This is a genomic window from Rhizobacter sp. OV335 (genome assembly GCF_900142965.1).
GTDB lineage: Bacteria > Pseudomonadota > Gammaproteobacteria > Burkholderiales > Burkholderiaceae_C > Rhizobacter.
Genome location: NZ_FRCQ01000017.1, coordinates 1 through 13490, shown reverse-complemented (window position 1 = coordinate 13490; position 13490 = coordinate 1). Strand labels below are relative to the sequence as shown.

16 protein-coding genes and 1 pseudogene are annotated in these 13490 nt (G+C 67.4%); 10 read left to right on the top strand and 7 right to left on the bottom strand.

Translation table 11 applies throughout. The features are described 5' to 3' along the window. Window positions 1-35: 35 nt before the first annotated feature. Together clpA and clpS are read right to left on the bottom strand one after the other, a co-directional pair. Window positions 36-2339 (bottom strand): ATP-dependent Clp protease ATP-binding subunit ClpA, encoded by a 2304-nt coding sequence (gene clpA, locus BUE42_RS17900; RefSeq protein WP_073466624.1) that lies wholly within the window; start codon window positions 2337-2339, stop codon window positions 36-38. Next, the gene (clpS, locus tag BUE42_RS17895) at window positions 2336-2689 is read right to left on the bottom strand and encodes an ATP-dependent Clp protease adapter ClpS (protein ID WP_073466623.1); all 354 of its coding nucleotides are present in this window, start codon (window positions 2687-2689) and stop codon (window positions 2336-2338) included. Before clpS ends, clpA begins: the two co-directional genes overlap by 4 nt. 225 nt (window positions 2690-2914) lie before the next feature. Here clpS and BUE42_RS17890 point away from each other — a divergent pair, with 225 nt between their 5' ends. Then, entirely contained in the window at window positions 2915-3196 is a 282-nt protein-coding gene (locus tag BUE42_RS17890) for a cold-shock protein (protein ID WP_073466622.1), read from the top strand. A gap of 215 nt (window positions 3197-3411) precedes the next feature. Here the strand turns inward: BUE42_RS17890 and icd are convergent, their stop codons facing one another. Further along, entirely contained in the window at window positions 3412-4665 is a 1254-nt protein-coding gene (icd, locus tag BUE42_RS17885; RefSeq protein ID WP_073466621.1) for an NADP-dependent isocitrate dehydrogenase, read from the bottom strand. A gap of 163 nt (window positions 4666-4828) precedes the next feature. Here icd and BUE42_RS17880 point away from each other — a divergent pair, with 163 nt between their 5' ends. Both BUE42_RS17880 and BUE42_RS17875 read left to right on the top strand, forming a co-directional pair. Further along, window positions 4829-5011, top strand: coding sequence for a hypothetical protein (locus BUE42_RS17880; RefSeq protein WP_047508846.1), 183 nt, complete (start codon window positions 4829-4831; stop codon window positions 5009-5011). Window positions 5012-5140: 129 nt separating this feature from the next. Further along, window positions 5141-5593 (top strand): DUF192 domain-containing protein, encoded by a 453-nt coding sequence (locus BUE42_RS17875; RefSeq protein WP_073466620.1) that lies wholly within the window; start codon window positions 5141-5143, stop codon window positions 5591-5593. 75 nt (window positions 5594-5668) lie between these two features. Here BUE42_RS17875 and BUE42_RS17870 read toward each other — a convergent pair whose 3' ends face one another. From BUE42_RS17870 to BUE42_RS34105, 3 genes are read right to left on the bottom strand one after another with little or no spacing between them, the layout of a single operon-like run. Further along, entirely contained in the window at window positions 5669-6250 is a 582-nt protein-coding gene (locus BUE42_RS17870; protein ID WP_073466619.1) for a Fe-Mn family superoxide dismutase, read from the bottom strand. 23 nt (window positions 6251-6273) lie between these two features. Further along, window positions 6274-7614, bottom strand: a complete 1341-nt coding sequence (gene xseA / locus BUE42_RS17865; protein ID WP_073466618.1) for an exodeoxyribonuclease VII large subunit — start codon at window positions 7612-7614, stop codon at window positions 6274-6276. Then, entirely contained in the window at window positions 7607-7732 is a 126-nt protein-coding gene (locus BUE42_RS34105; RefSeq protein ID WP_255376869.1) for a hypothetical protein, read from the bottom strand. The genes xseA and BUE42_RS34105 overlap by 8 nt, the downstream gene beginning before the upstream one ends. Window positions 7733-8024: 292 nt before the next feature. Between BUE42_RS34105 and BUE42_RS17860 the strand changes: the two genes are divergently transcribed. The 7 genes from BUE42_RS17860 (at window position 8025) to BUE42_RS17830 (ending at window position 12723) form a co-directional block, all read left to right on the top strand. Further along, entirely contained in the window at window positions 8025-8660 is a 636-nt protein-coding gene (locus tag BUE42_RS17860) for a MotA/TolQ/ExbB proton channel family protein (protein WP_073466617.1), read from the top strand. Between the two features lie 12 nt (window positions 8661-8672). Next, a complete protein-coding gene (locus BUE42_RS17855; RefSeq protein WP_073466707.1) occupies window positions 8673-9101 on the top strand; it encodes an ExbD/TolR family protein in 429 nt (142 codons plus the stop codon). A 25-nt stretch (window positions 9102-9126) separates the two neighbouring features. Beyond that, window positions 9127-10158 (top strand): tetraacyldisaccharide 4'-kinase, encoded by a 1032-nt coding sequence (gene lpxK / locus BUE42_RS17850; protein ID WP_073466616.1) that lies wholly within the window; start codon window positions 9127-9129, stop codon window positions 10156-10158. Between the two features lie 14 nt (window positions 10159-10172). After that, complete coding sequence (locus tag BUE42_RS17845; protein ID WP_073466615.1) at window positions 10173-10376, top strand: Trm112 family protein; 204 nt, start codon at window positions 10173-10175, stop codon at window positions 10374-10376. Next, window positions 10373-11125 carry a 3-deoxy-manno-octulosonate cytidylyltransferase gene (kdsB, locus tag BUE42_RS17840; protein ID WP_073466614.1) on the top strand — a complete coding sequence of 251 codons (753 nt, stop codon included), beginning with the start codon at window positions 10373-10375 and terminating at the stop codon, window positions 11123-11125. The genes BUE42_RS17845 and kdsB overlap by 4 nt, the downstream gene beginning before the upstream one ends. A gap of 175 nt (window positions 11126-11300) precedes the next feature. Beyond that, entirely contained in the window at window positions 11301-11954 is a 654-nt protein-coding gene (adk, locus tag BUE42_RS17835) for an adenylate kinase (RefSeq protein WP_073466613.1), read from the top strand. 10 nt (window positions 11955-11964) lie between these two features. Next, on the top strand, window positions 11965-12723 hold the full coding sequence (locus BUE42_RS17830) for a 3-hydroxyacyl-CoA dehydrogenase (RefSeq protein WP_073466612.1): 759 nt from the start codon (window positions 11965-11967) through the stop codon (window positions 12721-12723). Between the two features lie 95 nt (window positions 12724-12818). Here the strand turns inward: BUE42_RS17830 and BUE42_RS33060 are convergent. Next, window positions 12819-13490, bottom strand: a pseudogene (locus BUE42_RS33060) (hypothetical protein); the annotation flags it as partial.

Genomic DNA, 13490 nt, shown 5'->3' with positions numbered 1-13490 from the left:
CCGCAGGCCCCGTTCCGGATCACGATTCGCGAAGATCAGGCCGTCGCCGGCTCGGCCTTCGGCTTGTCGATCTTCTTGGCCGGCTGGATGTCGAGCACCGTCTTGCCGTCGGCGTCCACATCCACCGTCAGGCGGCCGCCATCGACCAGGCTGCCGAACAGCAACTCGTCGGCCAGTGCACGACGGATCGTGTCCTGGATCAGGCGCTGCATCGGCCGCGCGCCCATCAGCGGGTCGAACCCCTTCTTCGCCAGCAGCTTGCGCAGCCCGTCGGTGAACGTGACCTCGACCTTCTTCTCCGACAGCTGGCCCTCGAGCTGCAGCAGGAACTTGTCGACCACCCGCAGGATGATCTCTTCGTTCAGCGCCCGGAAGCTGACGGTCGCGTCGAGCCGGTTGCGGAACTCCGGCGTGAACAGTCGCTTGATGTCGGCCATCTCGTCACCCTGCTCGCGCGAGTTCGTGAAGCCGATCGTCGACTTGTTCATCGTCTCCGCGCCCGCGTTCGTCGTCATGATGATGATGACGTTGCGGAAGTCGGCCTTGCGCCCGTTGTTGTCGGTCAGCGTGCCGTGGTCCATCACCTGCAGCAGCACGTTGAAGACGTCCGGGTGCGCCTTCTCGATCTCGTCGAGCAGCAGCACCGCATGCGGCTTCTTCGTGATCGCCTCGGTCAGCAGGCCGCCTTGGTCGAAGCCGACGTAGCCCGGGGGCGCGCCGATCAGGCGGCTGACCGCATGGCGCTCCATGTACTCGCTCATGTCGAAGCGGATCAGCTCGATGCCCAGGATGAAGGCCAGCTGCTTCGCGACCTCGGTCTTGCCGACGCCGGTCGGGCCGCTGAACAGGAACGAGCCGATCGGCTTGTCGGGCTTGCCCAGGCCGGAGCGCGCCATCTTGATGGCAGCCGCGATGGCCTCGACCGCCGGCTCCTGGCCGAACACCACGCTGTTCAGGTCGCGGTCCAGCGTCTTGAGCTTCGAACGGTCATCGCTCGACACGCTGGTCGGCGGGATGCGCGCGATCCTCGCGACGATCTCCTCGACCTCGTTGCGGGTGACGGTCTTCTTCTGCTTGCTCTTCGGCAGGATGCGCTGCGCGGCACCGGCCTCGTCGATCACGTCGATCGCCTTGTCCGGCAGGTGGCGGTCGTTGATGAACTTGGCCGACAGCTCGGCCGCGGCCTGCAGCGCGCCCAGCGCGTACTTGACGCCGTGGTGCTCCTCGTACTTCGACTTCAGGCCCTTCAGGATCTCGACCGTCTCCTCGACCGACGGCTCGACCACGTCGACCTTCTGGAAGCGCCGCGACAGCGCCGCGTCCTTCTCGAAGATGCCGCGGTATTCCGTGAAGGTGGTCGCACCAATGCACTTCATTGCACCCGAGCTGAGCGCCGGTTTCAGCAGGTTGCTCGCGTCCAGCGTGCCGCCCGACGCCGCGCCGGCGCCGATCAGCGTGTGGATTTCATCGATGAACAGCACCGCGTTCGGCTGGTCTTTCAGGTGCTTCAGCACGCTCTTCAGGCGCTGCTCGAAATCGCCGCGGTACTTGGTACCGGCCAGCAGCGCGCCCATGTCGAGCGAGTACACGTTGGCGTCGGCCAGGATCTCCGGCACGTCGCCCTGCGTGATGCGCCACGCCAGGCCCTCGGCGATGGCGGTCTTGCCGACGCCGGCTTCGCCGACCAGCAGCGGGTTGTTCTTGCGGCGGCGGCACAGGATCTGGATCACACGCTCGACCTCGAGCTCGCGGCCGATCAGCGGATCGATCTTGCCGTCGCGCGCCAGCTGGTTCAGGTTCTGCGTGAACTGGTCGAGCGGCGAGCCCTTGCCTTCGCCTTCGTCCTTCTCGCCTTCGGCGCTCGCCCCGCCCTCGCTCGGCTTGGCCGGCTCCGGCGGATCGGTCTTCTTGATGCCGTGCGCGATGAAGTTGACGACGTCGAGCCGCGTCACGCCCTGCTGGTGCAGGTAGTAGACCGCGTGCGAGTCCTTTTCGCCGAAGATCGCGACCAGCACGTTGGCGCCGGTCACTTCCTTCTTGCCGCTGCCGGTGGACTGCACGTGCATGATCGCGCGCTGGATCACCCGCTGGAAACCCAGCGTCGGCTGCGTGTCGACCTCTTCGGCGCCGCCGACGGTCGGTGTGTTTTCCTTGATGAACTGCGCGAGACTCTTGCGCAGGTCATCGATGTTGGCCGAGCACGCTCGCAGGACCTCTGCGGCGGACGGGTTGTCGAGCAGCGCCATCAGCAGGTGCTCGACAGTGATGAATTCGTGGCGCTGCTGGCGCGCCTCGACGAACGCCATGTGCAGGCTGACTTCAAGCTCTTGCGCGATCATGCGGCCTCCATAATGCATTGCAACGGGTGGCCGCCCCGACGGGCAGCGGCCAGCACCAACTCGACCTTGGTTGCAGCGACGTCTTTCGTATAGACGCCGCAGACTCCGCGGCCCTCTTTGTGAACCTTGAGCATGATCTGCGTCGCGGTTTCGAGGTCGCGCTGGAAATACTCCTGAAGCACCATCACGACAAACTCCATCGGTGTGTAGTCGTCGTTGAGCAGTACCACCTGGTACATGCGCGGCGGCTCGGTCTTCGCGGCTTGCCTTTCGGCCACGACCGCCCCTTGCCCGTCATCGGGTGTCGGCCCCTTCAGCGGCTCGGGCGGTATCGGTTTTTCCTCGGGCATGGAACCATTCTATAGAGTTGATTTCGCAGTGCTCACCCGAACGGATATTGCGACATCCGAACGAACTGCAAGGGTCGGAAATGCATCACAACGTGCCCATTGTTCTCCGAGAAGGCCGCGCATGGAATGCATTTGGTTGCATGGCCCTGAACCCTGGTTTGCCGTGCCTTGACAGTCACCAAAGTGGCGCACAAAATTCTTCGCTCACAGGGATAGGAGACCAATATGGCCCAGAAGTTGTTCGGAACCGTGAAGTGGTTCAATGATGCGAAGGGATTCGGCTTCATTGAACCCGAAGGGGGTGGCGAGGATGTGTTCGCACATTTTTCGGCCATCCAGAGTGAAGGCTTTCGCACGCTCAAGCAGGGCGGCCGCGTGAGCTACGAAGTGGTGCAAGGCCCCAAAGGCCAGCTCGCGCAGAACATCTCTGCGCTCGATGCACCCGAGACGGCACCGCATCGCCGCAGTTCTGTCGGTGTGGCGGAGTCCTCAGCCGCTGCAGCCTAGAGGGCGCAGGACCCGCGCCGCGCAGGCGGCGTGAACGCCGCGGGCCCAGTGATTCGTCTGGTGCGGAAAGCCTTCATCGGCTTCCCGAAGCAGACGGCGCTGGGCCGCTTTCATTGCTGGACGCTGCTGCGCAGCGCCCAAGAAAAAACCCCTCGCTCCACGCAGGAACAAGGGGTTTGCAGACCACCGCCAGGGCCGAAGCCCCCGGCGCACGATCACATGTGGTCGATCATCACCTGGCCGAAGCCGGAGCACGACACCTGGGTCGCACCGTCCATCAGGCGGGCGAAGTCGTACGTGACCTTCTTCGACAGGATCGACTTCTCCATCGAGCTGATGATCAGGTTCGCCGCGTCGCTCCAGCCCATGTGGCGCAGCATCATTTCGGCCGACAGGATCTCGGAACCCGGGTTCACGTAGTCCTTGCCGGCGTACTTCGGCGCCGTGCCGTGGGTGGCTTCGAACATCGCGACGGAGTCGCTCAGGTTCGCACCCGGGGCGATACCGATGCCGCCGACCTGGGCCGCCAGCGCGTCGGAGACGTAGTCGCCGTTCAGGTTCAGCGTCGCGATCACCGAGTACTCGGCCGGGCGCAGCAGGATCTGCTGCAGGAAGGCATCGGCGATCGAATCCTTGATCGTGATGTCGCGGCCGGTGGTCGGGTTCTTGAACTTGCACCACGGGCCGCCATCGATCAGCTCGGCACCGAATTCCTTCTGCGCCAGGCCATAGGCCCAATCACGGAAGCCACCTTCGGTGTACTTCATGATGTTGCCCTTGTGCACGATGGTCACGCTGGGCTTGTCGTTGTCGATCGCGTACTGGATCGCCTTGCGCACCAGGCGCTCGGTGCCCTCGCGCGAGACCGGCTTGATGCCGATGCCCGAGGTGTTCGGGAAGCGGATCTTCTTGACGCCGAATTCGTCCTGCAAGAACTTGATCAGCTTCTTGGCCTTGTCGCTCTCGGCCTCGAACTCGATGCCGGCGTAGATGTCTTCCGAGTTCTCGCGGAAGATCACCATGTTGGTCTTCTCGGGTTCCTTCACCGGCGACGGCACGCCCTTGAAGTACTGGATCGGACGCAGGCAGACGTAGAGGTCGAGTTCCTGGCGCAGCGCGACGTTCAGCGAGCGGATGCCGCCGCCGACCGGCGTCGTCAGCGGGCCCTTGATCGACACGACGTACTCGCGCAGCACCTGCAGCGTTTCTTCGGGCAGCCAGACGTCGGGGCCGTAGACCTTGGTCGACTTCTCGCCGGCGAAGATCTCCATCCAGTGGATCTTCTTGCTGCCCTTGTAGGCCTTCGCCACCGCGGCGTCGACCACCTTGATCATCACCGGGGTGATGTCGTAGCCCGTGCCGTCACCTTCGATGTACGGAATGATGGGGTGGTCGGGGACGTTGAGCGAGAAGTCGGCGTTGACGGTGATCTTCTGCCCACCCTCGGGCACCTTGATGTGCTGATACATGAGATAGCTCCGCGCGCTGCTGATGTTGGAGTGACTGGGAACGGACCGCACTGAAGCCGGCGATTCTATGTCACGTCCCGTGTCAACCGACATTCGAGAGCCCGCGTTAGCGGCGGGTCGTCCACCGATGGACGGCGGATCCAAACTTTCGAAAGGTATTCACATGAACAAGATTCTGGCCGCCCTGATTGCTTCCCTGTTCGCTGCCGGCGCTTTCGCCGCTGACGCCAAGCCCGCTGAAGCCGCCAAGCCGGCTGCATCGGCTGCCAAGGCCGAGAAGAAGGCCGAGAAGGCTGAAGCCAAGAAGGCCGAGAAGAGCGAAAAGGCTGCTTCGGCTGCCAAGTAATTCAAGCGAAGCCGGGCTCGCGCCCGCTTCACTGAGTTGCATGAAGAACGCCCGGCCCGTGCCGGGCGTTTTTTTTGGGTGCTCGCTACACTCTGCCGCCGCTTGTCGAAACGAACACCCCGCCCGACCATGAAGACCAACGCCTCCCGCCTGCTGGCCCTGCTTGCCCTCGGCCCGATCGTCACGGCCGCGCTCGCGCAGGACGCGCCGCAGCAACTGCCCGCGATCCAGATCACTGCCGGCATCCACAACATCCAGGCGCAGGTCGCGCAGACCCCCGATCAACGGGCCACCGGCCTGATGTTCCGCCGCACGATGGGCGCCAACGACGGCATGCTGTTCGCGTTCGAAGACGCCGGCGTGCAGTGCTTCTGGATGAAGAACACGCTGCTGCCGCTGTCGGCCGCCTTCGTCGCCGACGACGGCACCGTCGTCAACATTGAGGACATGAAGCCGCAGTCGCTCGACTCGCACTGCTCGAAGAAGCCGGTGCGATTCGTGCTCGAGATGAACCAGGGCTGGTTCGCCAAGCGCGGCATCAAGTCGGGCGACAAGCTGTCGGGCACGCCGTTCGGGCGCTGACACCCGGCAGTTCGCTCAGTCCCATGAAAAAAGCCGGTCCAGGGACCGGCTTTTTGCTGGGCGACGACCGTCAGCTCAGGCGAAGTTCTTTTCCGCGAAGTCCCAGTTCACCAGCGAGGTCAGGAAGACCTCGACGAACTTCGGGCGCAGGTTGCGGTAGTCGATGTAGTAGGCGTGTTCCCACACGTCGATCGTCAGCAGCGCCTTGTCGGCGGTGGTCAGCGGCGTGCCGGCCGCGCCCATGTTGACGATGTCGACGCTGCCGTCGGCCTTCTTCACGAGCCAGGTCCAGCCGGAACCGAAGTTGCCGACGGCGCTCTTCGTGAACGCTTCCTTGAACGACGCATAGCTGCCGAACTTCGCGGTGATCGCCGCGGCCAGCGCGCCCTTGGGCTCGCCGCCACCGGCCGGCTTCATGCAGTTCCAGAAGAAGGTGTGGTTCCAGATCTGCGCGGCATTGTTGTAGATGCCGCCAGAGGCCTTCTTGACGATCTCTTCCAGGCTCAGGGACTCGAACTCGGTTCCCTTCTGCAGGTTGTTCAGGTTCACCACATAGGCGTTGTGGTGCTTGCCGTAGTGGTACTCGAGCGTTTCCTTGCTCAGGTGCGGGGCGAGTGCATCTTGCGCGTAAGGCAGCGGCGGCAGCGTGTGTTCCATGCGAATTCCTTTCGGGTATCGAGTCAGGTGGGGCGCATTGTAGGCAGAGCAGACGCCGGTTGCAGGGGCGCGTCCGATGACGTCACTCGCGTCACGTCCACTGTCGCGCGGCCGTCCGACAGCACGGCGCCCAGCCGCTGTCCGATCGACAGTGCCGCGACGCTCGCGACCGGCGCGCCCTGCTCGTCCTCGAGCCACGCGTAGCCACGCGCGAGCACCTGGCGTGGGTCCACTGCCTGCAGCCGCGCCGCCAGCGCATTGGCGCGGTGCCCGGCGCCTTCGGTGCTGCGCTGCAGGCTGCGCGCGAGCCGCGGCGCAACCGTGTCGAGGCGGTGCACATCGGTTTGCAGGCGCCGATGGGCACTCGCCTGCAGCCGATGTGCCAGCCCCTGCAGGCGCTGCGCCGTCGCCCGCACGCCCTGCCCCGGCCGCGCGAGCCGCAACGCGGCGCGGTCGATCCACTGCGATTGCTGGTCGAGCACGTGGTGCACGCGGCGCTGCATCAGCGTCGCGAATGCGGCCAGCATCTCCGCGAGCTCGCGCGCCGGCGGGGCCGCCAGCTCGGCGGCGGCGGTCGGCGTCGGCGCGCGCAGGTCGGCGGCGAAGTCGGCCAGCGTCACGTCGGTCTCGTGGCCGACGCCGCAGATCGTCGGCAGCGGGCTGGCCGCGATGGCCCGCACGACGCGCTCGTCGTTGAAAGCCCACAGGTCTTCCAGCGAGCCGCCGCCGCGGCACACGATCAGCGCATCGACCTCGTTGCGCTCGGCCGCCTGCGCCAGCGCGCGCACCAGCGCGGCCGGCGCCTCGGCGCCCTGCACCAGGCTCGGGTAGACGATGACGGCAACCTGCGGCGCGCGCCGTTCGAGCGCGGTCAGCACATCGTGCAGCGCCGCGCCGCCCGTGGAGGTGACGACCCCGAGCCGCCGCGGATAGCGCGGCAACTCGCGCTTGCGCACCGGATCGAACAAGCCCTCGGCCTCGAGCCGCGCCTTCAGCCGCAGGAACTGCTCGTACAGCGCGCCGGCGCCGGCCTGCTGCATCGACTCGACGACGAACTGCAGTTCGCCGCGCGGCTCGTAGACCGCCAGCCGCCCGCGCACCTCGACCCGCTGCCCGTCGGCCGGGCTGAACGCCACCAGGCTCGCCGCGCGCCGGAACATCGCGCAGCGGATGGTGGCCTGCTGCCCGTCGGCATCCTTCAGGCTGAAGTAGCAATGGCCGCTGGCCGCGCGCGAGAAACCCGACAGCTCGCCCTGCACGACGCAGGCGCTGAAACGCGCCGCCAACGCGTCCGACACCGCGTTGACCAGCCCGGCGACGCTCCAGACCAGGCGCTCGCCCCGTGCCGCGGACCGCTCAAACATGGGCAAAGCCAGCGTTCATGCGGGTCGAGAACTCCACAAGCCCGCCAATCAAGGGCTGGCGGCGCACTTCGGCTGTCATGCGGCCTTCACAATTGCCTAAGCCTTTGATTTTCAACATATTTTTCGTGCTTAAAGTTTGAGCAATCTGTGGCAGAGCTTGAATTGGCGCGGCTTGAGCGCGTTCGCACCACGGTTGCCCACAAAGTTATCCACAGTTGCGGTGGACTCGGGGATGTAGTCGGCCGGCACTACAACAGGTCACCGCGTCGAACCCCATCCGGCGAACATGCGGTTGCCTTGCCGATGTGCGTGACGGGCCTGCCTTGGGGTCATAATCGCGCGTCCAAAAAGAGACCGCCCGAGCCCCTTCGGCGAGGCGGCCGCACCCCATCACCGCTGAGAGGACCGGATTGTTTTCGATCATACAAGCCGCTGGCTGGCCGATCTGGCCCTTGCTCCTGTGTTCCATCATTGCGCTCGCGCTGATCATCGAGCGCCTGTCCAGCCTGCGGGTCGCGCGCATCGCGCCGCCGCGCCTGCTCGATGAGGTGATCTCCGTCACCCGCGCCCACCTGCCGGCCGCCGACGTGGTCAACAAACTGGCCGACAACTCGCTGCTCGGGCAGGTGCTCGCCACCGGGCTGCGGGCGATCATCGCCGACCCGCGCATCTCGAACGACAACCTGCACGGCGCGTTCGAATCCGCCGGCCGCAGCGCGGTGCACAAGATGGAGCGCTTCCTGAACACGCTGGGCACCATCGCCTCGGCCGCGCCGCTGCTGGGCCTGATGGGCACGGTCATCGGCATGATCGAGATCTTCGGTTCGCAGGCGCCCACCGGCGGCAGCAACCCGGCGCTGCTGGCGCACGGCATCTCGGTGGCGCTGTACAACACCGCGTTCGGCCTGATGATCGCGATCCCGTCGCTGATCGCCTACCGCTACTTCCGGGGCCTGATCGACGCCTACACGCTCGAGATGGAACAAGCCGCCGAACGCATGGTGCCGCACCTGATGCGCTTCACCGCGGTGCGCAAGGCGAGCTGACGGGTCATGGCGATGAAATTCCGCAAGCACCACCCTGAAGAACCCGAGATCAACCTGATCCCGTTCATCGACGTGCTGCTGGTCGTGCTGATCTTCCTGATGCTGTCGACGACCTACTCGAAGTTCACCGAGCTGCAGGTCAGCCTGCCGGTGGCCGACGCCGACAAGCCGCGCGAGAACAACAAGGAAGTGATCGTCGCGATCTCGGCCGAAGGGCGCTACGCGGTGAATCGCAAGACACTCGATGGCCGCAACGTCGAGATGCTGACCGCCGAGCTGCTGGCGGCGGCCGCCGGCGCGAAAGATGCGATCATCATCGTGTCGGCCGATGCGGCGTCGTCGCATCAGTCCGTCATCACGGTGATGGACGCCGCACGCCGCGCGGGCCTCGCGCGGCTGACCTTCGCGGCCCAGACCTCGCAGGGCGGCGAAGCTCGCTGAGCGGCCCGGCGCCGCTCCCGTTCCCGTGTCGCTGTCCCTCCGACTGCAGCGCGCCTGGCTGGCGCGCGGCGCGCTGGCGTGGGCGCTGCTGCCGCTGGCGGCGCTGTACGGCGTCGTCGTCGCGCTGCGCAACGTCGCCTTCCGGGCGGGCTGGCGGCGCATCGAGCGCCTGCCGGTGCCGGTGATCGTCGTCGGCAACCTGATCGCCGGTGGCGCCGGCAAGACCCCCACCTGCCTCGCACTGGTCGACCTGCTGCGCCAGCACGGCTGGACGCCGGGCATCGTCTCGCGCGGCTATGGCGGCGACGCGGCCGGCGAGGTCGTGCTGGTGACGCCGGACACGCCGGCCAGCGCCTGCGGCGACGAACCGCTGCTGATGCAACGCCGCAGCGGCGCGCCGGTGGCCGTCGGGCGGTGGCGCGCGCAGGCCGGCCGCGCGCTGCTCGCGGCCCATCCGGCGGTCGACGTGATCGTCTGCGACGACGGCCTGCAGCATCGGCAACTGGCGCGCGACGCGCAGGTCATCGTGTTCGACGAGCGCGGTGCCGGCAACGGCTGGCTGCTGCCGGCCGGCCCGTTGCGCGAGCCGATGCCGTCGGCACTGCCGGCGCGCAGCGTGCTGCTGTACAACGCGCCGGCCGCGTCGACCCCGCTGCCGGGCCATGTCGTGCAGCGCAGCCTGGGCCGCTTCACGCTGCTGCAGGCCTGGCTGGACGGCGCCGCCACCGACTCCGATGCCGGCGCCGGTCCGCGCAGCCGCCGCCTGGTCGCCGCCGCCGGCCTCGCGCATCCGCGGCGTTTCTTCTCGATGCTGCGAGAGGCGGGCCTGGACATCGCCGAGCTGCCGCTGCCCGACCATCACGATTTCGCGGTGCTGCCCTGGCCGTCCGACACGGCCGACGTGGTCGTCACCGAGAAAGATGCCGTCAAGCTCGATCCCGCGCGCCTGGGCACGACCCGCGTGTGGGTCGCGACGCTAGACTTCCAGTTTCCGCCGGCCTTCGCTGCCGACCTGTTGGCGCTGCTGCCACAGCGCGCGCCGACCGCCCACTTCTGACCCGAGGACGCCCCATGGACACGCGACTGCTTCAACTGCTGGTGTGCCCCCTGTGCAAGGGGCCGCTGGAGCACAAACGTCCGCCGCAGGACAGCGCGCACGAGCTGGTGTGCAATGCCGACCGCCTGGCCTTCCCGGTGCGCGACGGCATGCCGATCATGCTCGAGGCCGAGGCCCGCTCGCTCGACGTGCCAGCCAACGCCGGGAGCGCCGCGTGAGCTTCACCGTCCTGGTGCCGGCCCGGCTGCAGTCGACGCGCCTGCCGCGCAAGCCGCTGGCCGACATCGGCGGGCTGCCGATGATCGTGCGCGTCGCGCACCGCGCCGCGCTGTCGGGCGCGCAGCAGGTGGTGGTGGCGGCCGACGATGCCGAGATCGTCGCTGCCTGCCGCGCGCACGACGTCGCCTGCGTGCTGACCCGCACCGACCACCCGACCGGCAGCGACCGCCTCGCCGAAGCCTGCGCGCTGCTGGGGCTGCGGCCTGACGAGATCGTCGTCAACGTGCAGGGCGACGAGCCGCTGATCGAGCCGGCACTGGTCGATGCCTGCGCCGCGCTGCTGCACTCGCAGCCCGATTGCCCGATGAGCACCGCGGCGCACGCGATCGACAGCATCGACGAGCTGCGCAACCCGAACGTCGTGAAGGTCGTGCTCGACGGCGCGAACCGCGCGCTCTACTTCTCGCGCGCGCCGATCCCGTGGTGGCGCGACGGCTATGCGTCGGGCATCGAGACGCTCTCGTCGCCTGCTCCCTTGCGCCACATCGGGCTGTACGGTTACCGCGCCGGCTTCCTGAGGGATTTCCCGAAGCTGCCGCCCTGCCCGCTCGAGCAGACCGAATCGCTCGAGCAGTTGCGCGTGCTGTGGCACGGGCATCGCATCGCGGTGCACGTCAGCCCGGTGCGCCCGGGGCCGGGGGTCGACACGCCCGAAGACCTGGCCCGCGCGCGGGCGCTGATCGGCTGAAGATTGGTGGGGCCGGACCCGCTCGAAGCGGGTGTAAACCCGGGGGCGCCGAGGGCCTCGCGACCTGCCTTGCGTCAGTTTCGCGCAGGGGGTCGCATGCTATTCTCGACCGCAAAAGTCCGTGTCTGCGCCGGCTGGCACCGCGACCACGAATTCCATAAATTGAGGAAGACTGATGAGACTGATTCTGCTGGGCGCGCCAGGCGCCGGTAAGGGCACGCAAGCGAAGTTCATTTGCGACAAGTTCGGCATCCCGCAGATCTCGACAGGTGACATGCTGCGCGCGGCCGTCAAGGCCGGCACCCCGCTGGGCGTGGCTGCCAAGCAGGTCATGGACGCCGGCGGCCTGGTCAGCGACGACATCATCATCGGCCTCGTGAAAGAGCGCATCACCCAGCCCGATTGTGCGAAGGGTTTCCTGTTCGACGGCTTCCCGCGCACGATCCCGCAGGCCGACGCGATGAAGGCCGCGGGCGTCAAGCTCGACCTCGTGCTCGAGATCGACGTGCCCGATGCCGCGATCATCGAGCGCATCAGCGGCCGTCGCGTGCACCCGGCCTCGGGCCGCAGCTACCACCTGAAGTTCAACCCGCCGAAGACCGCGGGCCGCGACGACGTGACCGGCGACGAACTGATCCAGCGCGACGACGACAAGGAAGAGACCGTCAAGAAGCGCCTCGAGGTCTACCAGAAGCAGACGCGTCCGCTGGTCGAGTACTACTCCGGCTGGGCCGCCACCGGCGACGCCGCGGCGCCCAAGTACCGCAAGATCTCCGGCACCGGCTCGGTCGAGGAGATCACGTCGCGCGCGCTGGCCGCACTCCAGTAAGAGGCAGCCCATGGACATCGCAGGCAAGGTCTTCATCGTGACCGGCGGGGCCTCGGGCCTCGGCGAAGGCACGGCACGCATGCTCGCGGCCGCCGGCGGCCAGGTCATCATCGCCGACCTGCAGGCCGACAAGGGCGAAGCGGTCGCGAAGGAACTGGGCGGCGTGTTCGTGCGCTGCGACGTGAGCCAGGAGGCCGACGGCCAGGCGGTCGTCGCCGCGGCCACCGCGGCCGGCAAGCTGATGGGCCTGGTCAACTGCGCCGGCATCGCACCGGCGGTGAAGACCGTCGGCAAGGACGGCGCACACCCGCTCGCGGTGTTCGCGAAGACCGTGACGGTGAACCTGGTCGGCAGCTTCAACATGATCCGGCTCGCCGCCGAGGCGATGAGCCGCAATGCACCCGAATCCACCGGCGAGCGCGGCGTGCTGATCTCGACCGCCAGCGTGGCAGCCTACGACGGACAGATCGGCCAGGCGGCCTATGCGGCCTCGAAGGGCGGCATCGTCGGCATGACGCTGCCGATCGCACGCGACCTGGCCCGCAACGGCATCCGCAACATGACGATCGCACCGGGCATCTTCGGCACGCCGATGCTGTTCGGCATGCCCCAGGAGGTGCAGGATGCGCTGGCTGCCGGCGTGCCCTTCCCGAGCCGCCTCGGCACGCCCGCCGACTACGCGAAGCTGGTGCACCAGATCATCACGAACGAGATGCTGAACGGCGAGGTGATCCGCCTCGACGGCGCGATCCGCCTCGCCCCACGGTAGAGCCCCCACGTCGCTTCGCTCCTGCCCCCCGAGGGGGCGCCTCCCAGCGGCCCGGCAAAGCCGGTTCCGCGGGAGTTGCTTGGTCAACGCAGCGCTTACTTTTTCCTGGCGTACAGCGCCCAGAGCCGGGCCAGGTCGGCGGTGCCGTCATTGCCCTGCACGGTCCGGAAGGTCGCGGCCGACTTCGCGTGGTCGCCGGCCACCAGTTGCGCGATCGCCAGGTGCAGCTTCGCGTCATCCGGCCGCTTCGTGCCCTTCGCGATCCCCTGCTGCATCAGCTCCAGCCCGGCCTTGGCCTGGCCGCCGTACACCTGGTCCATGCCGATCGCCAGCAGCTCGCCGCCGTCCTTGGCCGCCTTCGCCTCCACCAGCGCCTGCGCCTGGCCCGCCTTCGCCTCGGCCAGCCGCTTGGCCACCAGGTCCTTCAGCCGCTTGTGCCGCTCGGCCTCCGGGCCCACGCCCAGCACGCCCGCCGCGAACCCCTTGTCCATCGCCTGCTGCGCCTCGTTCAGGCTGCCCGCCTGCACCGCCAGCTGCACCATCTCCATGTAGTCGGCCGCCGCGCTCGTCGCACCCGTCGCGAGGCTCAGCCGGTAGGTGTCCAGCGCCAGCCGGTCGCTGAAGTTCGGCTTGCGCTGCAGCCGCCCCAGCAGGTCCGTCCAGTACTGCTTCTGCGGGTAGTACGTCACCAGCTTCTCGACCGCCCACACGTACGCGTTGGTGTCGTTCATGCGCTGCGTCGCATTCGCCAGCAGCTTCAGCCGGTC